Origin of the sequence: Burkholderia sp. THE68 (assembly GCF_009938265.1) — a bacterium.
In the GTDB taxonomy this organism is placed as follows: domain Bacteria; phylum Pseudomonadota; class Gammaproteobacteria; order Burkholderiales; family Burkholderiaceae; genus Caballeronia.
Window position 1 is genome coordinate 166,667 of the sequence record NZ_AP022315.1, and the last position, 21,430, is coordinate 188,096.

The 21,430-nt window shown below is 63.1% G+C and carries 20 protein-coding genes; 16 read left to right on the forward strand and 4 right to left on the reverse strand.

The features are described 5' to 3' along the window. Positions 1-12: 12 nt before the first annotated feature. Entirely contained in the window at positions 13-321 is a 309-nt protein-coding gene (locus BTHE68_RS00840; RefSeq protein WP_162064737.1) for a DUF493 family protein, read from the forward strand. On the opposite strand, the gene BTHE68_RS00845 is transcribed toward BTHE68_RS00840, so the two are convergent. After that, the gene (locus BTHE68_RS00845; RefSeq protein ID WP_162064738.1) at positions 305-1,258 is read right to left on the reverse strand and encodes a transcriptional regulator GcvA; all 954 of its coding nucleotides are present in this window, start codon (positions 1,256-1,258) and stop codon (positions 305-307) included. The genes BTHE68_RS00840 and BTHE68_RS00845 overlap by 17 nt on opposite strands. 123 nt (positions 1,259-1,381) lie before the next feature. Here BTHE68_RS00845 and BTHE68_RS00850 point away from each other — a divergent pair, with 123 nt between their 5' ends. The 7 genes from BTHE68_RS00850 to BTHE68_RS00880 all read left to right on the forward strand — a co-directional run bounded on the left by BTHE68_RS00850 (position 1,382) and on the right by BTHE68_RS00880 (position 9,813). Next, positions 1,382-1,708: a DUF2917 domain-containing protein gene (locus tag BTHE68_RS00850; RefSeq protein WP_162064739.1), complete on the forward strand. Its 327-nt coding sequence runs from the start codon at positions 1,382-1,384 to the stop codon at positions 1,706-1,708. A gap of 83 nt (positions 1,709-1,791) precedes the next feature. After that, positions 1,792-2,574: a lipoyl(octanoyl) transferase LipB gene (gene lipB / locus BTHE68_RS00855; protein ID WP_162064740.1), complete on the forward strand. Its 783-nt coding sequence runs from the start codon at positions 1,792-1,794 to the stop codon at positions 2,572-2,574. Further along, positions 2,571-3,572, forward strand: a complete 1,002-nt coding sequence (lipA, locus tag BTHE68_RS00860; RefSeq protein ID WP_162064741.1) for a lipoyl synthase — start codon at positions 2,571-2,573, stop codon at positions 3,570-3,572. Before lipB ends, lipA begins: the two co-directional genes overlap by 4 nt. A 160-nt stretch (positions 3,573-3,732) precedes the next feature. Next, positions 3,733-4,755 (forward strand): virulence RhuM family protein, encoded by a 1,023-nt coding sequence (locus tag BTHE68_RS00865; RefSeq protein WP_162064742.1) that lies wholly within the window; start codon positions 3,733-3,735, stop codon positions 4,753-4,755. A 377-nt stretch (positions 4,756-5,132) separates the two neighbouring features. Further along, positions 5,133-6,422 (forward strand): dicarboxylate/amino acid:cation symporter, encoded by a 1,290-nt coding sequence (locus BTHE68_RS00870; protein WP_162064743.1) that lies wholly within the window; start codon positions 5,133-5,135, stop codon positions 6,420-6,422. Positions 6,423-6,449: 27 nt separating this feature from the next. Beyond that, positions 6,450-8,459: a sensor histidine kinase gene (locus tag BTHE68_RS00875; protein WP_502710562.1), complete on the forward strand. Its 2,010-nt coding sequence runs from the start codon at positions 6,450-6,452 to the stop codon at positions 8,457-8,459. Between the two features lie 19 nt (positions 8,460-8,478). Further along, positions 8,479-9,813, forward strand: coding sequence for a sigma-54-dependent transcriptional regulator (locus BTHE68_RS00880; RefSeq protein WP_162064745.1), 1,335 nt, complete (start codon positions 8,479-8,481; stop codon positions 9,811-9,813). A 50-nt stretch (positions 9,814-9,863) separates the two neighbouring features. Here BTHE68_RS00880 and BTHE68_RS00885 read toward each other — a convergent pair whose 3' ends face one another. Further along, the gene (locus BTHE68_RS00885) at positions 9,864-10,400 is read right to left on the reverse strand and encodes a peroxiredoxin family protein (RefSeq protein ID WP_106856947.1); all 537 of its coding nucleotides are present in this window, start codon (positions 10,398-10,400) and stop codon (positions 9,864-9,866) included. Between the two features lie 200 nt (positions 10,401-10,600). Here BTHE68_RS00885 and BTHE68_RS00890 point away from each other — a divergent pair, with 200 nt between their 5' ends. After that, positions 10,601-11,140 (forward strand): hypothetical protein, encoded by a 540-nt coding sequence (locus BTHE68_RS00890; protein ID WP_162064746.1) that lies wholly within the window; start codon positions 10,601-10,603, stop codon positions 11,138-11,140. 377 nt (positions 11,141-11,517) lie between these two features. On the opposite strand, the gene BTHE68_RS00895 is transcribed toward BTHE68_RS00890, so the two are convergent. Then, positions 11,518-13,062, reverse strand: coding sequence for a YifB family Mg chelatase-like AAA ATPase (locus BTHE68_RS00895; protein WP_162064747.1), 1,545 nt, complete (start codon positions 13,060-13,062; stop codon positions 11,518-11,520). A gap of 95 nt (positions 13,063-13,157) precedes the next feature. Next, complete coding sequence (locus tag BTHE68_RS00900; protein WP_162064748.1) at positions 13,158-13,427, reverse strand: accessory factor UbiK family protein; 270 nt, start codon at positions 13,425-13,427, stop codon at positions 13,158-13,160. Positions 13,428-13,873: 446 nt separating this feature from the next. Here BTHE68_RS00900 and BTHE68_RS00905 point away from each other — a divergent pair, with 446 nt between their 5' ends. The 7 genes from BTHE68_RS00905 (at position 13,874) to ptsP (ending at position 21,374) form a co-directional block, all read left to right on the forward strand. Further along, positions 13,874-14,212 (forward strand): P-II family nitrogen regulator, encoded by a 339-nt coding sequence (locus tag BTHE68_RS00905; RefSeq protein ID WP_014190273.1) that lies wholly within the window; start codon positions 13,874-13,876, stop codon positions 14,210-14,212. 31 nt (positions 14,213-14,243) lie between these two features. Beyond that, positions 14,244-15,719, forward strand: coding sequence for an ammonium transporter (locus tag BTHE68_RS00910; RefSeq protein ID WP_162064749.1), 1,476 nt, complete (start codon positions 14,244-14,246; stop codon positions 15,717-15,719). Between the two features lie 289 nt (positions 15,720-16,008). Further along, entirely contained in the window at positions 16,009-17,298 is a 1,290-nt protein-coding gene (gene gshA / locus BTHE68_RS00915) for a glutamate--cysteine ligase (protein ID WP_162064750.1), read from the forward strand. Between the two features lie 62 nt (positions 17,299-17,360). Beyond that, positions 17,361-18,317, forward strand: coding sequence for a glutathione synthase (gshB, locus tag BTHE68_RS00920; protein ID WP_162064751.1), 957 nt, complete (start codon positions 17,361-17,363; stop codon positions 18,315-18,317). 283 nt (positions 18,318-18,600) lie between these two features. Then, the gene (locus BTHE68_RS00925) at positions 18,601-19,089 is read left to right on the forward strand and encodes a PTS sugar transporter subunit IIA (RefSeq protein WP_035497527.1); all 489 of its coding nucleotides are present in this window, start codon (positions 18,601-18,603) and stop codon (positions 19,087-19,089) included. 37 nt (positions 19,090-19,126) lie between these two features. Beyond that, positions 19,127-19,396: an HPr family phosphocarrier protein gene (locus BTHE68_RS00930; RefSeq protein WP_086966002.1), complete on the forward strand. Its 270-nt coding sequence runs from the start codon at positions 19,127-19,129 to the stop codon at positions 19,394-19,396. 217 nt (positions 19,397-19,613) lie between these two features. Beyond that, a complete protein-coding gene (gene ptsP, locus BTHE68_RS00935) occupies positions 19,614-21,374 on the forward strand; it encodes a phosphoenolpyruvate--protein phosphotransferase (protein WP_174257973.1) in 1,761 nt (586 codons plus the stop codon). The last annotated feature ends 56 nt before the right edge of the window (positions 21,375-21,430 follow it).

A 21,430-nucleotide genomic window follows, 5' to 3' on the forward strand; every position in this document is an offset into this window, starting at 1 on the left:
AAGGAGAAAGCCATGTCCGACAAGCCGCAACCCACCGATCCGACCGATTCCGCCGCTCACAGCGCCGACGAACTGTTCGACTTTCCCTGTGATTTCCCGATCAAGGTGATGGGCAAGTCGCATCCGGAATTTCACGACACGATCGTCGACGTGCTCAAGGCCTTCGACAAGGATTTCGACGCATCGCGCGTCGAAACCCGGCCGTCGTCCGGCGGCAACTACACGGGCCTCACGTGTACCGTGCGCGCGCAGAATCGCGCGCATCTCGACGATATCTATCGCGCGCTCACCGGCCATCCGATGGTCAAGGTAGTGCTCTGAGCTTGCCCGCGGGCGCATCGCACACCGCCGGCGTGCGCTCGTAGAGCAACCTGAACTGCTCGGCTTCCTCGAAGACCCATTCCCTGAAAGCCTGCACGCGCTTGGTCTGAAGCAGCGCTGTGGGGCACACGAAGTAGTACTTCCACGGACTCGGGCCGTCGATATTGAACAGCCGCACGAGCCGTCCCGCACCGATTTCCTGCATCGAGAGCGAGCGGCGCACGAGCGCGATGCCCTGACCATCGATGGCCGCCTGCAGCAGATTCGACGAATCCTCATACAGAACGCCGCGCCTGGGTTCCTCGATGTCGGTGAGTCCGGCCGCGTCGAACCACGGGCGCCAACGTTCATCTTCCGAGCGCAAGAGCGGCAGATTCGCCAGATCGCGCGGTGTCCGTGGCAACTCGCCGCCGCGAAAATTCGGCGCGCACGCGGGGAAGAACACCTCGTCGAGCAATTCCTCCGAGTGCAGGCCCGCGTACTTGCCAAAACCGAAGCGGATCGCGACATCCACGTCGTCGCGGTTGAAGTCGGTGAGCGCGTTCGTCGACAGCAATTCGAGATCGATTTCCGGATGCTTTTCGATAAACCTGCCGACGCGCGTCGTCAGCCAGCGCGCCGAAAACGACGACAGCATCGACACGATCAGCCGCCGGTCGCGGTCGCCGGAACGGATGCGGCGCGTCGATTCCGCCAGCGCGACGAGCGCCGCGCGCACTTCCGCCGCGTACTGCCTGCCGCGATCGGTGAGGCGCACGCGTTTGCCGTCGCGCGCGAACAGCGACACGCCGAGCTCGGCCTCCAGCGCGCGAATCTGATGACTGACCGCGCCGTGCGTGACGAAAAGTTCGTCGGCGGCGCGGGAAAAGCTCTCGTGACGGGCGGCGGCCTCGAAGGCGCGCAACGCATTCAGGGCGGGAAGTTGTCGGAGGTCCATGTGGATTGTCGGCGTTGTCGTTGTCAATACAGCTCACATAGCGATGAAAATTGATCGTTTTGCCAGATGCCTTGCCACGCCTAGGATTGTAGTCATCGAAACGTTCCTTTGGCGGAGTGGATCATGCGAGAAATATCAACAAGCGTCACGTTCGAAATCAAGCCCGGCGAAACCGTGCCGATGCGAATCGCGCGCGGCACGCGCCTGATGGTTCACGGCAACCCGGTCTGGGCGACGCGCAGCAACGACATCGAGGATTACTGGCTCGTTCCCGGCGACAAGCTCAAGCTGCGCGAGCGTGAGCGGCTCTGGCTGTCCGTCGAGGGCGACCGGCCGGCCTATGTCGTCTTCACGATCCTGCCGCGCTGCGACGAACGCGCGATGCACTGGCTTTCGACGGGCATCGAGCGCCTTGCTCAGCGTTTTCGCTCCGGATGGCGCGTGGTCTGACTTCAACTATTCGAATTTGCCATCGAAGGCATGCAAATTCACCATCGGCGGGCATGGGTCGATTTCGGTAAACTACCGGCACCATGTCCGCCACACCGCTCGCCGTCCCACAGGCAATCCACGACGCATCCGACACCGTGCTCAGTTCCGGTGAGTTTCCGGTCGCGTTGCGCTGGCGCGGCCGCGAGCCGTACGGCCAGAGCTTCGACGCGATGCGCGCCTTCACCGACGCCCGCACGCCCGAGACGCAGGACGAAATCTGGCTCGTCGAGCATCCGCCCGTCTTCACGCTGGGCCTCGCGGGCGATCCCGCCCATTTGCTGCTCGCCGGGAGCGGCATTCCGCTCGTCAAGGTAGATCGAGGCGGGCAGATCACGTATCACGGGCCGGGGCAGATCGTCGCTTATCTTCTGATCGATTTGCGTAGGCGCAAGCTGATGGTGCGCGAGCTGGTGCGCCGCATCGAAGAGGCCGTGATCGAAACCCTTGCGACGTATAATCTCGCGACCGACCGCAAGCCTGGCGCGCCCGGCATCTATGTCGCCGGACCGTCCGCGCGGCAGGCGGATCGCGGCGCGAACGTTCGTTTGCACGAATTGCATCAGGGCGCGAAGATCGCCGCGCTCGGACTCAAGATTCGCAACGGCTGCAGCTATCACGGCGTGAGCCTGAATGTGAACATGGACCTGCAGCCGTTCCTCGCCATCAACCCGTGCGGCTACGCGGGGCTCGAAACAGTCGACATGGCGACGCTCGGCGTCGCAGCCGACTGGCGCGACGTAGCTCTCGTGCTGGCCGAACGGCTGGCACTTCAAATCGGCGGCCTCCCCGCAATTGCCGCTGCAACAACCGGATCGACCGAATGACTGACGCAACCGCAAACCTGGCTGGCGAACCCGCCGCTTCTGCTTCGTCGCCCACCGCTTACGACGCCACTGCCAAGCAGAAGGCACAAGCGAAGACGTCGCGCATTCCGATCAAGGTCATCCCGATCGAGAAGCTGAAGAAGCCGGAATGGATCCGCGTACGCACGGCGACGGGCAACTCGCGCTTCAACGAGATCAAGCAGATCCTGCGCGAGCACAATCTGCATACGGTCTGCGAGGAAGCGAGCTGTCCGAACATCGGCGAATGTTTCGGCAAGGGCACCGCGACGTTCATGATCATGGGCGACAAGTGCACGCGCCGCTGCCCGTTCTGCGACGTCGGCCACGGCCGCCCCGATCCGCTCGATACGGAAGAGCCGCTGAATCTCGCGCGCACGATCGGCGCGCTGAAGCTGAAGTATGTGGTGATCACGTCGGTGGACCGCGACGATCTGCGCGATGGCGGCGCGGCGCACTTCGTCGAGTGCATCCGTCACGTTCGCGAGCATTCGCCGGAAACGCGCATCGAGATCCTGACGCCGGACTTCCGCGGCCGGCTGGATCGCGCGATCGGCATCCTGACCGCCGCTCCGCCCGATGTGATGAACCACAATCTGGAAACGGTGCCGCGTCTCTACAAGGAAGCGCGTCCGGGTTCGGATTACCACCATTCACTGAAGTTGCTGAAGGACTTCAAGGCACTGCATCCGGAAGTCGCGACGAAATCGGGCCTGATGGTCGGTCTCGGCGAAACGGAAGAGGAAATCCTGCAGGTGATGCGCGATCTGCGCGCGCACGACGTGGACATGCTGACGATCGGTCAGTATCTGCAGCCGTCGGAGCACCATCTGCCGGTGCGCGCTTATGTGCATCCGGATACGTTCAAGATGTACGAGGAAGAGGCGTACAAGATGGGCTTCACGCATGCGGCGGTCGGCGCGATGGTGCGGTCGAGCTATCACGCGGATCTGCAGGCGCATGGGGCGGGCGTGGTTTGAGCGGTTTTGCGCTGGCTCTGCTTCTCGGAAAAACCCACGGGCGACCGTGGGTTTTTTGTTGGGCTTTCGATTTTGACGGATGGCTATCTCGTCCAATTCGTGTTGATTTCAACGTGGTCTTGCAGAGATGATGAGATGCTGTTTTTCATAGGGCCATACGATGAGCGCGCAAGAAATGCACTCTGAACTCGTGCTGTACGCAACCGAGGACGGAAGCGCGAAATTTTCCTTGAGAGCGAAGGATGGAAGTGTCTGGCTGACGCAAGGCGAGTTGGCAGAACTATTCCAGACCACCAAGCAAAACATAAGCTTGCATGTTCGCAATGTGCTGGAGGAAGCCGAGCTTCGTGCTGATTCAGTTGTCAAGAAAGACTTGACAACTGCCACCGATGGCAAAAGCTACCGTACGTTGCTGTACAGCCTCGAAATGATTCTGGCGGTCGGTTACCGAGTGAAATCTCCCCGCGGCACCCAGTTTCGTCAGTGGGCGACGACGAACCTGCGCGAATACCTCGTAAAAGGCTTCGTAATCGACGACGAGCGCCTGAAAGGTTCCGGTCAATGGGACTACTTTGACGAACTGCTTGAGCGTATTCGCGACATTCGGTCGTCGGAGAAGCGGTTCTATCAGAAGGTGCGCGACCTGTTCGCGCTGTCCATCGACTACAGTGACGATGCCCAAGCTACCAGCCTTTTCTTCGCCGAAGTCCAGAACAAGATGTTCTTCGCGGTCACCGGTCATACGGCAGCCGAGTTGATCGTAGAGCGTGCCGACCTCGCTCAACCAAACATGGGGCTGACTTCATGGAATGGGGGGCGAGTACGAAAGGGCGATGTGACGGTTGCAAAAAACTACTTGAAGGGCGACGAGTTGCGCGACCTTAATCGCATTGTCACTCTGTTTCTCGACTTCGCTGATCTTCGCGCGCAGCAGCGACAGAATCTCCGCATGCACGATTGGCGAGCCTATGTGGATAGCTTCATGACGTTCAATGAGCAGCCACTTCTTCGCGACAACGGCCGGATGAGTCAGGCCTCGATGAGCACCATCATCGCGGAATTGTATGAGAAATTCGACGCGTCCCGCCGCACGGCGGAAGCGAAAGACGCAGACGAAGCGGATCTGCGCGAGATTGAAGATGTCGAGAGACAACTGGGCAATCGCGCCAAGACCGCACGTTGATCTGTTTGCGAGTTCAGGTTTCCGTCCAGAACACCAGACACCCCCATTCCAGATTTCCGGAAACTCAGATTCCGCCTACCCGCGCATCAAAAAATACCTCGCCAAATCAGAGACTTAAAAAGATCTCAAGCTGGCATCACCCTTGCACTATAAACGGCACGGCCCGCGAGCCGCCCATAATATTCAAGGAGACAAACCGATGACCCCTCTCGCATCCAAACGTCCCTGAATCCGTCGACGAAGCGGCTAACGCTTTCGCGGCGCGATTCGGCGTGCGCGTCCCACAGACTCACCGTGCACGGCAGAAACGCTCCCGCGCGCCAAGGCTCGCCGCTGGCTGACCTTCCGCCAACCGCTTGTTACTGTCTGGAACCATCGTGAAAAAACCTCTTTATAAAGTCCTGTACGTGCAGGTGATCGTGGCCATCATCATCGGCATCGCGCTCGGGCACTTCTATCCGGCTCTCGCCGCGGACATGAAGCCGCTCGGCGACGGGTTCATCAAGCTCATCAAGATGGTGATCGGGCCAATCATCTTCTGTACCGTCGTGACCGGCATCGCCGGGATGGAGGACATGAAGAAGGTCGGACGCGTCGGCGGCAAGGCGCTGCTTTACTTCGAAGTCGTATCGACGTTCGCGCTGATCCTCGGCCTCGCCGCGACGCACATCCTGCGGCCCGGCGTCGGCTTCAACGTCGATCCGGCCACGCTCGACCACAAGGCCGTCGACTCGTTCGCGACCAAGGCGCACGGCCAGAGCACGGTCGACTTCTTCCTGCACCTGATCCCGGACACGCTGGTTTCGGCGTTCGCGCAAGGTGAAATCCTGCAGATCCTGCTGATCGCGCTGCTGTTCGGCTCGGTGCTCGCGCATATCGGCGAGCGCGGCAAGGTCGTGACGACGTTCATCGAAGGTCTGTCGAGCATCCTGTTCGGCATGGTCGGCATCATCACCAAGCTCGCCCCGATCGGCGCGTTCGGCGCGATGGCGTTCACCATCGGCAAGTACGGCATCGGCTCGCTGCTGCCGATGCTCAAGCTCATCGGCACGTTCTATCTGACCTCGATCATCTTCGTCGTCTTCGTGCTCGGCGCGATCGCGCGCATGGTCGGCTTCTCGATCCTGAAATTCGTCGCGTACATCAAGGAAGAGATGCTGATCGTGCTCGGCACGAGCTCGTCGGAAGCCGCGCTGCCGCAACTGATGCTCAAGCTCGAAAAGCTCGGCTGCTCGCGCTCGGTCGTGGGTCTCGTCGTGCCGACCGGCTACTCGTTCAATCTCGACGGCACCAACATCTACATGACGATGGCCGTGCTCTTCATCGCGCAGGCGACCAACACCGATCTCACGTGGGGCCAGCAGCTGACGCTGCTCGCGGTGACCATGCTCACGTCGAAGGGCGCGAGCGGGGTGACGGGCGCGGGCTTCATCACGCTGGCGGCGACGCTGGCCGTCGTGCCGACGATTCCGCTCGCGGGCATGGTGCTGATTCTCGGCATCGACCGCTTCATGTCGGAATGCCGCGCGCTGACGAACATCGTCGGCAACGGCGTGGCGACGGTCGTCGTGTCGGCGTGGGAGAAGGAGCTGGATCGCAGCAAGCTGAAAGCGGCGTTGTCGCGCGATGTCGACGTGACCGATACCGAAGAAGCGAAGTCGGTCTAAACGCGTTCGGCATCCGGACACGCGATCATGCAAGCGGCGAAGCCTCAGTCTGCGAGTGCTTCGCCGCAGTCGTCGGTGGTGTCCGTGGCGTCCGGCGGGCCGTATCCCGAAGGCGCGTATGCCACAATGACAGATCCTCAACCGCGGGAATCTGCTCACGTGACGCGCCGTATCCTCGTGTTCTTCGCGCTGTTCGCCGCGCTCGTGGCGTGCTGCGCGCTCACGTGGCATGTCGCGTGGCAAAGCGGCATCGACGAACTCCGGCTCAACGCCGCCGCGCGCGTCGATCGCACGACCAACACGCTCAAGAGCACGCTCGACCGCTACGAATATCTGCCGTATCTGCTGTCGCGGCATCCTGTCGTGCAGAACGCGCTCGATCATCCCGACCCGTCCAACGTCGAACGCGCGAATCGCTATCTCGAAGATCTCAACGCGCGCGCCCACGCGACCGTCACGTACCTGATCCGCGCGAACGGAATCAGCGTCGCCGCGAGCAACTGGAACGCCACGGACAGCTTCGTCGGCGTGGACTATAACTTCCGGCCGTATTTCATCGACGCGATGAAAGGCGGCGTCGGCCGGTTCTTCGGCATCGGCACGATCTCGACGGAACCGGGCTATTACATCTCGCAGCCTGTCTTTCGCGAAGGAACGCGCGAGATCATCGGCGTGGCGGTGGTGAAGCTCAATCTCGAATGGCTGCAAGGCGCCGATGCGTCCGAGCCGCTCATCGTCACCGACGACCACGGCGTGATCTTTCTCTCGTCGCTGCCGGCGTGGAAATATCACACGGTGCGGCCGCTGCCGCAGAACATCGAGGCGTCCGTCTACGCGACACGCCAGTACGCGCAGCAAGCGATCACGCCGCTGCCGATGACCATCGTGAAGGCGCTCGAAGGCGGCGCGCAGATCGTGCGCGTCGGCGGCGGCGGCAACGGACGTCATGCGCCGGCGTATCTCGCGACATACCGTTCGATCGGCGAGCCCGACTGGCAACTGATTACCATGGCGGCGCTCGATCCCGTCGAGAGCGCCGCGCAGAATGCGGTCATCGTCACGGCGCTCGTGTTCGTGTCGCTGTGTCTGCTCGCGTTCTACTGGCGCATGCGCCGCGCGCGCGTGCGCGAGATGATTCGCAGCCGTGAGTTGTTGCAGACGGCGTATGCCGAACTGAATCAGCGGGTCGCGGAGCGCACGGCGGATCTGTCGGAAGCGAACGCGCAGCTCACGAAGGAAGTGAACGAGCGCACGCGCGCGGAGCAGGATTTGCGCGCCGCGCACGACGAACTCATCCAGGCGAGCAAACTCGCCGCGCTCGGCCAAATGGCGGCGGGCATCACACACGAACTGAATCAGCCGCTGGCCGCGCTGCGCAGCTTTTCCGACAACACGCGTGTGCTGATCGACCGCGGCGATCAGGCGGCGGCGCGCGAGAATCTCGAAGCGATCGCGTCGCTGACCGAGCGCATGGGCAACATCACGAACCAGTTGAAGCTGTTCGTCACGAAAGCGCGGCCGAAGAACGCGCGCGCGGACGTCGCGCGGGCGCTGCGCCAGGTGTTCTCGATGCTGCGTCCGCGCATGAAGAACGTCGCGATCGGGGTCGCGCCCGAACTCGCGGAGGGCAGCGCGCCCGTGTTCGTGCGCTGCGAGGATCTGCGGCTCGAACAGGTGTTCATCAACCTGATCGGCAATGCGCTCGATGCGGTCGCCTCCTGCGACAGGCCGCGCATTGTCGTTGAACTGGAAGCGCGCGAGAACGCGATCGAGATCATCGTGCGCGACAACGGCCCCGGCATTCCCGCCGACGCGCTGCCGCGTCTGTTCGAACCGTTCTTCACGACGAAGGAAATGGGGCAGGGCTTAGGGCTAGGGCTCGCGATTTCATCGGCGATAGCGCGTGATTACGGCGGCGCGCTCAGCGCGCGCAATCGCGTCGCGCCGATCGTCGCGGACGGCCCCGAAGGCGGCACGCAAGCCGACGCGGACGGCTCGTACGGCGCAGAATTCGTATTGACGCTGCGCCGTGCGTAACACTTTGCAGAGGCAAGACATGACCACCGGTTTGCAGGTGATCTTTATCGAAGACGACGAACTCGTGCGCCGGGCGAGCGTGCAGAGCCTGCAGCTCGCGGGTTTCGACGTGACCGGCCACGGCAGCGTCGAATCGGCCGCGCGCGCGATCGACGCGAGTTTTCCCGGCGTGATCGTGAGCGATATCCGCCTGCCCGGCGCGAGCGGTCTCGATCTGCTCGCGCAATGCCGCGAGCGCGCGCCGGAAGTGCCGGTGATTCTCGTCACCGGCCACGGCGACATCTCCATGGCCGTGCAGGCGATGCGCGATGGCGCGTATGACTTCATCGAGAAGCCGTTCGCGTCCGAGCGGCTGATCGAAGCGGTGCGTCGCGCGCTGGAGCGCAGATCGCTGGTGCTCGAAAATCAGGCGCTGCGGCGCGAACTGGCGGGACAAAGCCGCATCATCGGGCGCAGTCCGGCGATCGAACAGGTGCGCCGGCTGATCGCGAACATCGCGCCGACGGATGCCTCCGTGCTCATCAACGGTGATACCGGCGCGGGCAAGGAGCTGATCGCGCGTAGCCTGCATGAAATGTCGCCGCGTCGCGACAAGCCGTTCATCGCGGTGAATTGCGGCGCGCTGCCGGAGCAGATGTTCGAATCGGAGATGTTCGGCTACGAGGCCGGCGCGTTCACCGGCGCGCAGAAACGGCGCGTCGGCAAGCTGGAGCACGCGTCGGGCGGCACGCTCTTTCTCGATGAAATCGAAAGCATGCCGCTCTCGCTTCAGGTGAAACTGCTGCGCGTGCTTCAGGACGGCGTGCTGGAGCGGCTCGGCTCGAATCAGCCGGTGCGCGCGAATCTGCGCGTCGTCGCGGCCGCCAAGGGCGACATGAACGAGCACGTCGCCGATGGCACGTTCCGTCGCGATTTGTTGTACCGGCTGAACGTGGTGACGATCACGCTGCCGCCGCTCAACGAGCGTCGCGAAGACGTCGTGCCGCTCTTCGAGCACTTTCTGCTCGATGCCGCCGTGCGCTACGAGCGGCCCGCGCCGCTCATCACGGATCGACAGCGCGCCGAACTGATGCAGCGCGACTGGCCCGGCAATGTGCGCGAACTGCGCAACGCGGCGGACCGCATGGTGCTCGGCATCGTCGATGACGGCGGCGCCGCGTCGCTCGATACCTCGACGCAATCGCTCAAGGAGCGCACCGAGCTATTCGAGCGCGCGGTGATTTCAGAAGCGCTGGAGCAGTGCGGCGGCGCGGTCGCGGTGGCGGCGGATCGGCTGCAACTCGGCAAGGCGACGCTGTACGAGAAGATCAAGCGCTATGGAATCGTCGTGAAGGGCGATTCGTCCGAGCGATAAAAAAGCCCGCTGGTTGTCGCCAGCGGGCTTCGTGTCGGTGTCGAAAGCGCTCAGGCCGAACCGAGCGCCTTGTCGAGCAGTTGGTCCAGTTCCGCGAACGTCGGCTCGCCGACATAGCGCTTCAAAATCTTCCCGTTCTTGTCGATGACGAAGGTCGTCGGCGTCAGTTGCACGTTGCCGAACTGCTTCGCCGCGCTGCCGTCGTCCATCGCGACCTTGAAGGGCAGGTTGCGCGTCTGCGCGTAATTGCTGACGTACATCGGCGCGTCGTAGTTCATCGCGACCGCGACGAATTCCAGGCCGCGGCCCTTGAACTTGTTGTACGTGTCGATCATCTGCGGCATTTCCTTCATGCAGGTCTCGCAGCTCGTCGCCCAGAAGTTGACGAGATAGACCTTGCCTTTCAGATCGCCGGACGTGGAAATCTTCTGTCCCGACAGCAGCGTGAAGGTCGCGTCCGGCACTTTCTGCTGGCCGCCGAAGGCGAAATACCCGGTACAGGCGATCACGCCCGCGACGAGCGCCATCACGATATAGCGCAGCGGGCTCTTGGCGCGCGTGGATGTGTCTTGCGTGGCTTGGGACATGTGAAACCTCGGATTGCTCTCCCGCAAACGGCGGAGACTGCTGCGTATTCTAGCGCCAATTTCGGGATGAGTTCGTGACGCGCCGATAGGTCCGGCATTGCAGCGCGATAATGATGGTTTTCACGCTGCGATTCGTCATGAAGCGAGTTTTATCTGTGGTTCCTGTCTGCTTTGGGCGCGCAGTCGCGCGCTTTCTTCCGATGATTGCTTCGCCCGCGCGACTGCTGTGCGGATCTGTCGCATGCGCCGCGTTGCTCGCGTGCACGCCGTCGTATGACTGGCGCACGGTGATGAACAACGACGACGGCTACGAGGTGACGTTGCCTGCGAAGCCGCGCGCGAACGAACGGAAAATCGAAATCGCCGGTCAGCCGATGACCATGCGTATGCAGACCGCCGAAGCCGGCGATGCGGTGTTCGCCGTCGGCGCCGTGGTACTGCCGAGCGCCGATCCGGCATTGCAGCGCGCGACGCTCGACTTTCTTCAGCAAGGCCTCGCGCGCAACGTGAACGCGACGCCATCCGCGCGCGCGACGCAAATCGAACTGGCGGCGGGCGGTCGCGTGCTCGGCAGCGAGATCGAAGTGAAGGGAGAAAGCGGAGAGAAGCGCGAAGCGCGAACGATCCATGCGCGGTTCGTCGCGCGCGGCGCGCATGTTTATCAGCTTGTGATCGTGTCTGACAAGCCGCCGCCCCGGGAGCAGGCCGACCAGTTCTTTACGTCCTTCAAACTGTTTTAGAGGAAGCCTTCGAATTCTGCGAGCACTGACTTAACAAGGCCCTTAGGCTGTGTAAGAAAAGCAAAGTTCCTTCGTAAGTTTACGCGCTAATCCACGGATTCATATGGACTTTTTCCGCTATCCACAATGTCTGTGGATAACTGTGTGGAAAAGAGTGTGCGCTAGCGCCCAAAAGCCCAATTGATGCGGTTTACGTTACTTTGCCTGCGTTCGCGGCAAGTTAAATAATTCAATAAAATCAATGGTCTGCGAAATGAGCGCGAATCAGGGGTTTGATCGGAGGAAAATGCGGCCCGGATCGCTTCAGTGTGCATAAGTCAAGTCTTGACAAGCAGTTTTCCACTAGCAGGGCTCGGGCCAGTTTCGCCGGATCGCCTTCAGGCGGCCGCCAGCACGCGCCGATACTGCACCGCCTCGGCGACGTGGGCGGCCTCGGGCATCTCGGCGCCGGCGAGATCCGCGATCGTCCGCACGACTTTCAGCACGCGGTAGTACGCGCGCGCCGACCAGCCGAAGCGTTCGCCCGACGTGCGCAACAATGCTTCGCCTGCGGCATCGGGACGGCAGACCTGATCGGCTTCGCGGCCATCCAGCTCGCGATTGGTCTTGCCCTGACGCCGCGTCTGAACGTCCCGCGCCGCCGCGACGCGCGCCGCGACCACGGCGCTCGACTCGCCGCGCCGCGCGTCTCGCGCCGACAGTTCCGCAGGCGAGAGCGCCGGCAACTCGATCTGAATGTCGATGCGATCCATCAACGGCCCGGACAACTTGCGCAGATAGCGCGCGGCGACGTCGGGCGAGCAGCGGCAGCGTCCGCTCGGATCGCCACGCCAGCCGCACGGACACGGGTTCATCGCCGCGACGAGCTGGCACGCGGCCGGAAAGTCGGCTTGCTGCGCGGCGCGCGAGATGGTGATCTGCCCGACTTCGAGCGGCTCGCGCAGGGTTTCGAGCACTTTGCGGTCGAATTCGGGAAGTTCATCGAGAAACAGCACGCCGAGATGCGCGAGCGTGATTTCTCCGGGCTGCGGCGGATTCCGCCCGCCGACGAGCGCCGCCGCGCTCGACGAGTGATGCGGCGCGCGAAACGGCCTGCGCCGCCATTGCTCGGGCGTGAAGCCGATGGAACTTGCCGAGAGGATCGCGGCGGACGTGAGGGCTTCGTCGTCGTTCATCGGCGGAAGCAGGCCCGGCAGGCGCGCGGCGAGCATGGACTTGCCCGCGCCGGGCGGACCGACCATCAGCAGATGATGACCGCCCGCCGCGGCGACTTCCAGCGCGCGCCGCGCGGCGGGATGGCCGATGACATCGGCGAGATCGGCGAACGGCGCGGCGGCTGCGGGAAGCGGCACGGCCTGCACCGGCCGGAGCCGCGCGTCGGGCACGCCGTTCAGATGCGCGCAGAGCGTCGGCAGGTCCGCCGCGCCGAACACGTCGATGCCCGGCACCAGCGCGGCCTCCAGCGCGCTCGCGAGCGGCACGTAGATTTCCGGGATGCGCGTGTCTGCATCGCGCATCGATGCGTAATGACGAGCCGCGCCGCAGACCATCGCGAAGGCGCCGCGCATCGGGCGCAGCGCGCCGGTCAGCGAAAGCTCCCCCGCGAACTCGCGATGCTCCAGCGATTCGGCCGGAATCTGCCCGCTCGCGGCGAGTATGCCGAGCGCGATCGGCAGATCGAAGCGCCCGGATTCCTTCGGCAGATCGGCGGGCGCGAGATTGACGGTGATTCTGCGGACGGGAAAGTCGAAGCCGCAGTTCTGCAGCGCGGCGCGCACGCGCTCACGGCTTTCGCGGACTTCAAGATCGGGCAGGCCGACGATCGAGAACGACGGCAACCCGTTGGCGAGATGAACTTCGACGACGACTTCGGGCGCGCGCCCAGGAGCGGGCGCGCGGCTGCGTACCACGGCAAGCGACATGATTTCACCTGAAACGGCGCAATGACCGCGCCGGCAATGGAACTAGAAACTCACGGCTCGCTAGCCGAGGTATGCAGTAGGGCGGTTCTGGCGCGTCAGTCCTGGGCGGAGGAGGCGCCCGCGCCATTCGCGAGACGCTGCTCCAGTTGCGCGACACGCTTTTCGAGTTCTTCCAGACGGGCGCGCGTTCGCACGAGCACTTGCGTCTGCGTGTCGAATTCCTCGCGCGTCACGAGATCCAGCTTCGAGAAGCCCTGCGAAAGCATCGCCTTCATGTTTTTTTCGACGTCTTTCGCAGGCGAGTTCTTGAAGAGATCGCTCATCTTCTGCTGCAGATCGTTGAAAACGTCGTTGGGCTGCTTCATCGTTTCTCCCTTCTTGCACTAAAAAAGTGCATTCATTGTTAGGTCAGTGCCCCGAATTATCGAATGTTCGAAATTGGTGCGCGCCGCCGACCACGCCAGCGCGCCTCGGAGCACCTTCGAGGCGCCGCGATTTTAGCGCTGCCGCGCCCTCGCGTTGTCCGCCCATGCCCCTTTTTGCGGGACCTTGCGACCACTCTAGCAACGAACACACCCCGGCGCCAGCACGTGCGGCGCACGTTGGCCGTTCGGCCTACCCCTTCGACGGAAGGTTTCCGTAAACCGCCCAATCCCGCATGAACACTCGCATGGCATACGAGTTGCATAAGTGGCGCGGACCTTTTCTGCACGCTTCTCTGAGCGGCCCAGCAAGGGCGGACGTGGCGGTTAAACCCAGCGCACCCGCTTTAGAACGCAACGAAGGATCAGCACACCACAGCGAGGCATACATGAAGCTCATTACCGCAATCATCAAGCCGTTCAAGCTGGACGAAGCGCGCGAAGCGCTGTCGGCCATCGGCGTCTCGGGCATCACCGTGACCGAGGTGAAAGGCTTCGGCCGACAGAAAGGGCATACCGAGCTTTATCGGGGCGCGGAGTACGTCGTCGACTTCCTGCCGAAAGTGAAGATCGAAGCGGCCGTTTCCGACGACATCGTCGATCAGGCGATCGAAGCCGTGGAACGCGCAGCGCGCACGGGGAAGATCGGCGACGGAAAGATTTTCGTCACCGCAATCGAACAGGTCATTCGCATCCGCACCGGCGAGACCGGCGCCGACGCGCTCTAACAAGAAATTGGCGATAAGAGGAACCAGAAGAATGCGTAACTTTTTGATGTCACTGTTGGTGGCGGGCGCGCTGATCGGCGCGAATGTCGGCACCGCTCTCGCCCAGGATGCGTCCGCTCCGGCCGCTGCCTCGGCACCCGCGTCGTCCGAGACCGCCGCAAGTGCACCGGCTTCCGCCAACACGGCGTCGGCTTCGTCTGCCGATGCCGCATCGGCGGCAGCGGCAGCGTCGGGCGCGTCGGATGCAGCGCCGGCCGCGCCGACCGAGCCCGTCATGATCGATTCGTCCAAGATCAGCTCGGGCGACACCGCCTGGATGCTGACCTCGGTCGCCCTCGTGCTCTTCATGACGATCCCGGGTCTCGCGCTCTTCTACGCCGGCATGGTGCGCAAGAAGAACGTGCTCGCCACGGTGATGCAGAGCTTCGCGATCTGCTGTCTCGTGACGATTCTCTGGACCGTCGTGGGCTACAGCATCGCGTTCACGCCGGGTGGCTCGTTCATTGGCGGCTTCTCGCGCGTGTTCCTGCACGGCATGGCCTACATCAAGGGCGACAAGGCGACCACGCTCACCGTGAGCCACCTCGCCACGACCATTCCCGAGTCGGTCTACTTCGCGTTCCAGCTGACCTTCGCGATCATCACGCCCGCGCTCATCACCGGCGCATTCGCCGACCGCATGAAGTTCTCGGCGATGCTCGTGTTCATGACGCTGTGGTCGCTGCTGGTCTACTCGCCGGTCGCGCACATGGTCTGGGAACCGACCGGCTGGCTCGCATCGGCTGGCGTGCTCGACTTCGCGGGCGGCACGGTGGTTCACATCAACGCCGGTATCGCGGGCCTGATGTGCTGTCTGGTGCTCGGCAAGCGCGTCGGCTACGGCCGCGAAGTGATGGCGCCGCACAACCTCGTGCTCTCGCTGATCGGCGCATCGATGCTGTGGGTGGGCTGGTTCGGCTTCAACGCGGGTTCGGCAGTCGCGGCTGACGGCCGCGCCGGCTTCGCGATGCTCACGACGCAGATCGCCACCGCCTTCGCCGCATTCGGCTGGATGTTCGCGGAGTGGATCACGAAGGGCAAGCCGTCGGTGCTCGGCATCATCTCGGGCGCGGTCGCGGGTCTGGTGGCGGTGACGCCGGCTTCGGGCTTCGTCGGCGTGACGGGCGCGATCGTGATCGGCATCGTCGCGGGCGTGGTCTGCTTCTGGTCGGCAACCTGGCTCAAGCACAAGTTCAACTACGACGACTCGCTCGATGCGTTCGGCGTGCACGGCGTGGGCGGGATCATCGGCGCGCTGCTGACGGGCGTGTTCGCGGTGAAGGATATCGGCGGTTTCGACGGCAGCGTGCTGGTGCAGGCGAAGGGCGTGCTCGTCACGCTGGTCTACAGCGGCGTCGTCAGCTTCGTGTTGCTGAAGATCATCGACATGACCATGGGCCTGCGCGTCACGGAAGAACAGGAACGCGAAGGTCTCGACGTCACGCTGCACGGCGAGCACGTCGAATGAGCATTGCGCCGCAGCCGGTCGCCGCGAGGCGCACCGGTCCGGCGCGACAGAACGAGCGCAGCGACTTGGCCCGCCTTCACGGCGGGCCTTTTTTTGGCGGTGGCGTTTTCTGCGTTTTTCGTCGGGTTTTCGTCGAACGCAGCGCGCGGCCAAGGCCGGGAAACCTTGTCAATTGGCGGTTCATACCCAATTAGGCAAAGCAATTGCTCTACAATCTTTCCCTCCCCTGTGTCGACCAGGACTGGCGCTCGCGCTTGCACTGGTCCCATGCAAAGCTCGCGAGTAATCAATGGTTCCCCACCTGGTAACGGCGTTGAATGGCCCGCTGCTCGATCTCGAGCGGAAGATCCTCGAGGCCATGCCTTCCATCGAGCGGTGGTTCCGGCTCGAATGGCAAGAGCACACGCCGCCGTTTTACTGTTCCGTCGATCTGCGCAACGCGGGGTTCAAGCTCGCGCCGGTCGACACCAATCTCTTTCCCGGCGGCTTCAACAATCTGCCGCAGGAAGTGCTGCCGCTCGCGGTGCAGGCAGCGATGGCGTCGATCGAGAAAATCTGCCCCGACGCGAAGAATCTGCTCGTCATTCCGGAGCGCCACACGCGCAACGCGTTCTATCTCGAGAACGTCGCGCGGCTCGCGCTGATCATGCGTCAGGCCGGACTCAATATCCGCTTCGGCACGCTCGACGAGAACATCCACGGCCCCGTGACCATCGCGCTCGCAGATGGCCAGAAGATCGTGCTGGAACCGCTCGAACGCACGCCGCGGCGACTCGGCCTGAAGAATTTCGATCCCTGCTCGATTCTGCTCAACAACGATCTTTCGGCCGGCATTCCGCCCGTGCTGGAAAATCTGCACGAACAGTATCTGCTGCCGCCGCTGCACGCGGGCTGGGCGGTGCGCCGCAAGTCGACGCATTTCTCCTGCTATGACGACGTCGCGAAGAAGTTCTCGAAGCTGGTCGAGATCGATCCGTGGATGGTGAATCCGTACTTCGCGCACGTCGAAGGCGTGGATTACGAGGCGCGCACCGGCGAGGAAGCACTCACCGAGGCCATCGACGGCGTGCTGAAGAAGATCGCGAAGAAGTATCGCGAGTACGGCATCAGCGAGCGTCCGTATGTCGTCATCAAGGCCGACGCCGGCACTTACGGCAAGGGCGTGATGACGGTGCACGACGCGAGCGAAGTCGCGGCGCTGACCAAGCGCGAACGCACGAAGATGAACGACGCGAAGGAAGGGCTGCAAGTCCACGACGTGATCGTTCAGGAAGGCGTGCATACCTTCGAGCGCGTGGAGAACGCGGTCGCGGAGCCGGTGGTGTATATGATCGACCGGTATGTGGTCGGCGGTTTTTATCGCGTGCACGAGTCGCGCGAGCGCGATCAGAACCTCAACGCGCCGGGCATGCATTTCGTGCCGCTCGGCTTCGAGCACACCGCGCTGCCCGATACCCACGCGAAACCCGGCGCGGCGCCGCCGAACCGCTTCTACATGTATGGCGTGGTGGCGCGGCTCGGGCTGCTGGCGGCATCGGTTGAACTCGAAAAGACCGATCCGGAAGCCATTCAGGTGTGATCAAGTGCGAAATGGCGGCTTGCGGTAAGCTCGCAGGCCGCGCACCGAACTAGCGAATTCCCATGAACATCCTCTTTATCGCCGACCCGCTCGATCGCTTCAAGATCTACAAGGACACGACCTACGCGATGATGGCCGAAGCCGCGCGGCGCGGCCACGTGCTCTACGCGTGCGAGCCGCAGCATCTCGCGTGGACGGGCGCGAGCGTCGAGGCGGGTGTGCGGCGCATCGCGATCGTCGGCGACGAGGCGAACAGCGACCGCTGGCCGTGGTACGCGGCCGAGCAGGCCGAGCATCTGCCGCTCACGCATTTCGACGCCGTGCTGATGCGCAAGGACCCGCCGTTCGACCTCGAATACGTGAATTCGACCTGGCTGCTGGAAATCGCCGAGCGCAACGGCGCGCGCGTCTTCAACAAGCCGCAGGCGATCCGCGATCACTCCGAGAAGCTGGCCATCGCGGAATGGCCGCAGTTCGTCACGCCGACGCTCGTCACGCGTGACGCCGCGCGCCTGCGCGCATTCCACGCAGAACATGGCGACGTCATTCTCAAGCCGCTCGACGGCATGGGCGGCATGGGCGTGTTCCGCGTGAAGGCGGACGGCATGAATCTCGGCTCGATCGTCGAGATGTTGTCAGAAGACGGCGCACGCACGGTGATGGCGCAGAAGTTCATCCCCGAGATCACGGACGGCGACAAGCGCATTCTCGTGATCGGCGGACAGCCCGTGCCGTACTCGCTCGCGCGCATTCCGCAGGGCAGCGAAGTGCGCGGCAATCTCGCGGCGGGCGGGCTTGGCCGCGCGCAGCCGCTGTCGGCGCGCGATCGCGAAATCGCCGAGACGCTTGGGCCGGTGCTTCAGGCGCGCGGCCTGTTGCTGGCCGGGCTGGATGCGATCGGCGACTATCTGACCGAAGTCAATGTCACGAGCCCGACGTGCTTCCGCGAAATCATGGATCAGACTGGCTTCGACGTCGCGGGCATGTTCATCGACGCGCTCGAACGCGCGGCGCACTGAGTCTGCCGGCGCACGGAACGGGCGCGGACAGCGCTTCAAACTCACCTCGACGGGACTGTTACAATTGATTTTCCGTCGCCTGTCGTTTTGGGGTGCGATCGCGTCTTAAAGCGCGTTTAAGCATCGAGGCGCAGGCTGGGAGTCATGGAAGCGGAAGGCGGTTGATATCCGCCCGAACCGCATCCACTTTAGCGTTGTGTTCCGCGCCGCTCGCGCGCATTCGAGCGAACAGACGTTATCGTCTGACTTTTGTCGCTAAAATTGTGCTGGGGCAATACCTGACATGGCTGGCATCCTGATCATCGCGCACGCACCTTTCGCCACCGCGCTACGCGAGTGCGTGGCTCATATCTACGGCGGTCTTCCGGCGCGCATCGGCGTCATCGATGTGTCGCCCGACTGCGATCCCGTCGAAGTCCGCGCGTTCGCGCGCTCGGAAATCGATCGTCTGAAGGAAGACAACGGCGCAATCGTGCTGACCGACGTGTTCGGTGCGACGCCCGCGAATATCGCGGCGAGCCTGCACGACACCGACGTGCGCGTGCTCGCCGGCTGCAATCTGCCGATGCTGGTGCGCGCCGTCTGCTATCGCGCGACGCCGCTCGACACGCTCACCGAAAAGATTCTGCAGGGCGGCTCGAAGGGCATCCAGGAACTGGATTCGTCCACGCCGCTCAATCCCTGCGCCCTCGCGACGAAGGCGGCCGGCTCGCCGGACCCGGCATGCTCGGCGAGCGCCGATCTCGTCAGCGCCAAGGCCGCCAGCCACTGACGCCGCTCAATTCATCCATCTAGCGTTCCGGAGCATCATGCTGCAACAAGAAACAACAATCGTGAACAAGCTGGGGCTCCACGCACGCGCATCCGCGAAGCTCACGCAACTGGCGGGCAACTTTCAATGCGAGATCTGGATGAGCCGCAACGGTCGCCGGATCAACGCGAAAAGCATCATGGGCGTGATGATGCTGGCGGCGGGCATCGGCAGCACGGTGACGATCGAAACCGAAGGCGCCGACGAAACCGAAGCGATGCAGGCGATCCTCGCATTGATCGCCGACAAGTTCGGAGAAGGGCAGTAAGCGCTTCGTCGTATCGAGCACATGAAGAGCCGCGCATCGACGCGGCTTTTTTGCGTCCGCGCCGCGCATTTCTCAGATTGCGCGCAACTGTCTTGTCCCTCACGCAACAATGTGTGGGGGGACTTGCCACGACATTCGAATTTATAATGGACGCGCGGTTTGCGCCCGCCGAGGGGGCTTGAGCGGCCGCGGACAATCAAAACTAGAGGAGGTGCGCGTGTCCTTCACGCTGCATGGAATTCCCGTCTCACGCGGCATCGCCATCGGGCGCGCGTATCTGATCGCGCCGGCAGCGCTCGACGTAGACCATTACCTGATCGAACCGGATCAGATCGACGCGGAAATCGCCCGGTTTCACGCGGCGCAGGCGGGCGTGCTCGCCGAGCTCGAAGCGCTGCGCGAAGACCTGTCCGCCGACGCGCCCAGCGAAATGAGCGCGTTCATCAACGTCCATACGATGATCCTGAACGACGCCATGCTCGTGCAGGAGGTCATCGATCTCATCCGCACGCGCCGTTACAACGTCGAGTGGGCGCTTACCGAACAACTGGAAATCCTCGGCGGCTATTTCGACGAGATCGAAGACGAATACCTGCGCGAACGCAAGGCCGACGTCGAGCAGGTCGTCGAGCGTCTTCTGAAAGCGCTCGCGGGCGCGCCGACGGCCGCATCGCTCGTCGTTCACACGGCCGAGAGCAACGGCCACAACGAGATGATCGTCGTCGCGCACGACATCGCGCCGGCGGACATGCTCCAGTTCAAGACGCAGGCGTTCAAGGGTTTCGTCACCGATCTGGGCGGGCGCACCTCGCATACCGCGATCGTCGCGCGCAGTCTCGGCATTCCGGCGTCGGTGGGCGTGCAGCAGGCGAGCGCGCTGATTCGCCAGAACGATCTCATCATCGTCGACGGGGATCATGGCATCGTGATCGTCGATCCGGCGCCGATCGTCCTCGAAGAGTATTCGTATCGGCAAAGCGAGAAGGTGCTCGAACAGCGCAAGCTGCAGCGCCTGAAGTTCTCGCCGACGCAGACGCTTTGCGGCACGAAGATCGAGCTGTGCGCGAACATCGAGTTGCCGGACGACGCGCAGGCCGCCGTCGAAGCGGGCGCGATGGGCGTCGGTCTGTTTCGTACCGAATTCCTCTTCATGAACCACAAGGATCAGTTGCCGGAGGAAGAGGAGCAATTCGAGGCGTACAAGCGCGCGGTCGAACTGATGAACGGCAAGCCGGTGACGATCCGCACGATCGACGTCGGCGCCGACAAGCCGCTCGATTCGATGAGCGGCGGCGATGGCTACGAGACCGCGCCCAACCCGGCGCTGGGCCTGCGCGCGATCCGCTGGAGCCTGTCGGAGCCGCAGATGTTCATCACGCAACTGCGCGCGATCCTGCGCGCGTCGGCGTTTGGCCCGACCAAGATCCTGATTCCGATGCTCGCGCACGCGCAGGAGATCGACCAGACGCTCGATCTGATCCGCGAGGCGAAGCGTCAGCTTGACGAAGAGGGCGTCGCGTATGACCGGCAGGTTCAGGTCGGCGCGATGATCGAGATTCCCGCGGCGGCCATCGCGGTGCGGCTGTTTCTGAGCCGGCTCGATTTTCTGTCGATCGGTACGAACGATCTGATCCAGTACACGCTCGCGATCGATCGCGCGGACAACTCGGTCGCGCATCTCTACGATCCGCTTCATCCGGCGGTGCTGAATCTGATCGCCTTCACGCTGCGCGAGGCGAAGCGCGCGGGTGTGCCGGTGTCGGTGTGTGGGGAAATGGCGGGTGATCCTGCGGTCACGCGTCTGTTGCTCGGGCTTGGGCTGACTGAATTCTCGATGCATCCGAGTCAGTTGCTTGTCGTTAAGCAGGAGATTTTGCGTTCCAATCTGAAGGCTTTCGAAAAGCCGGTCGCGGACGTGCTTGCGGCTTATGAGCCTGCGGAGTTGCAGGCGGCGTTGGCTGCGTTGCAGAAGATTTAGACCGGCCCACGCGAGCCAGGACAATCCGCTGCTCGCTCTCACGAAAAGATCCGCGT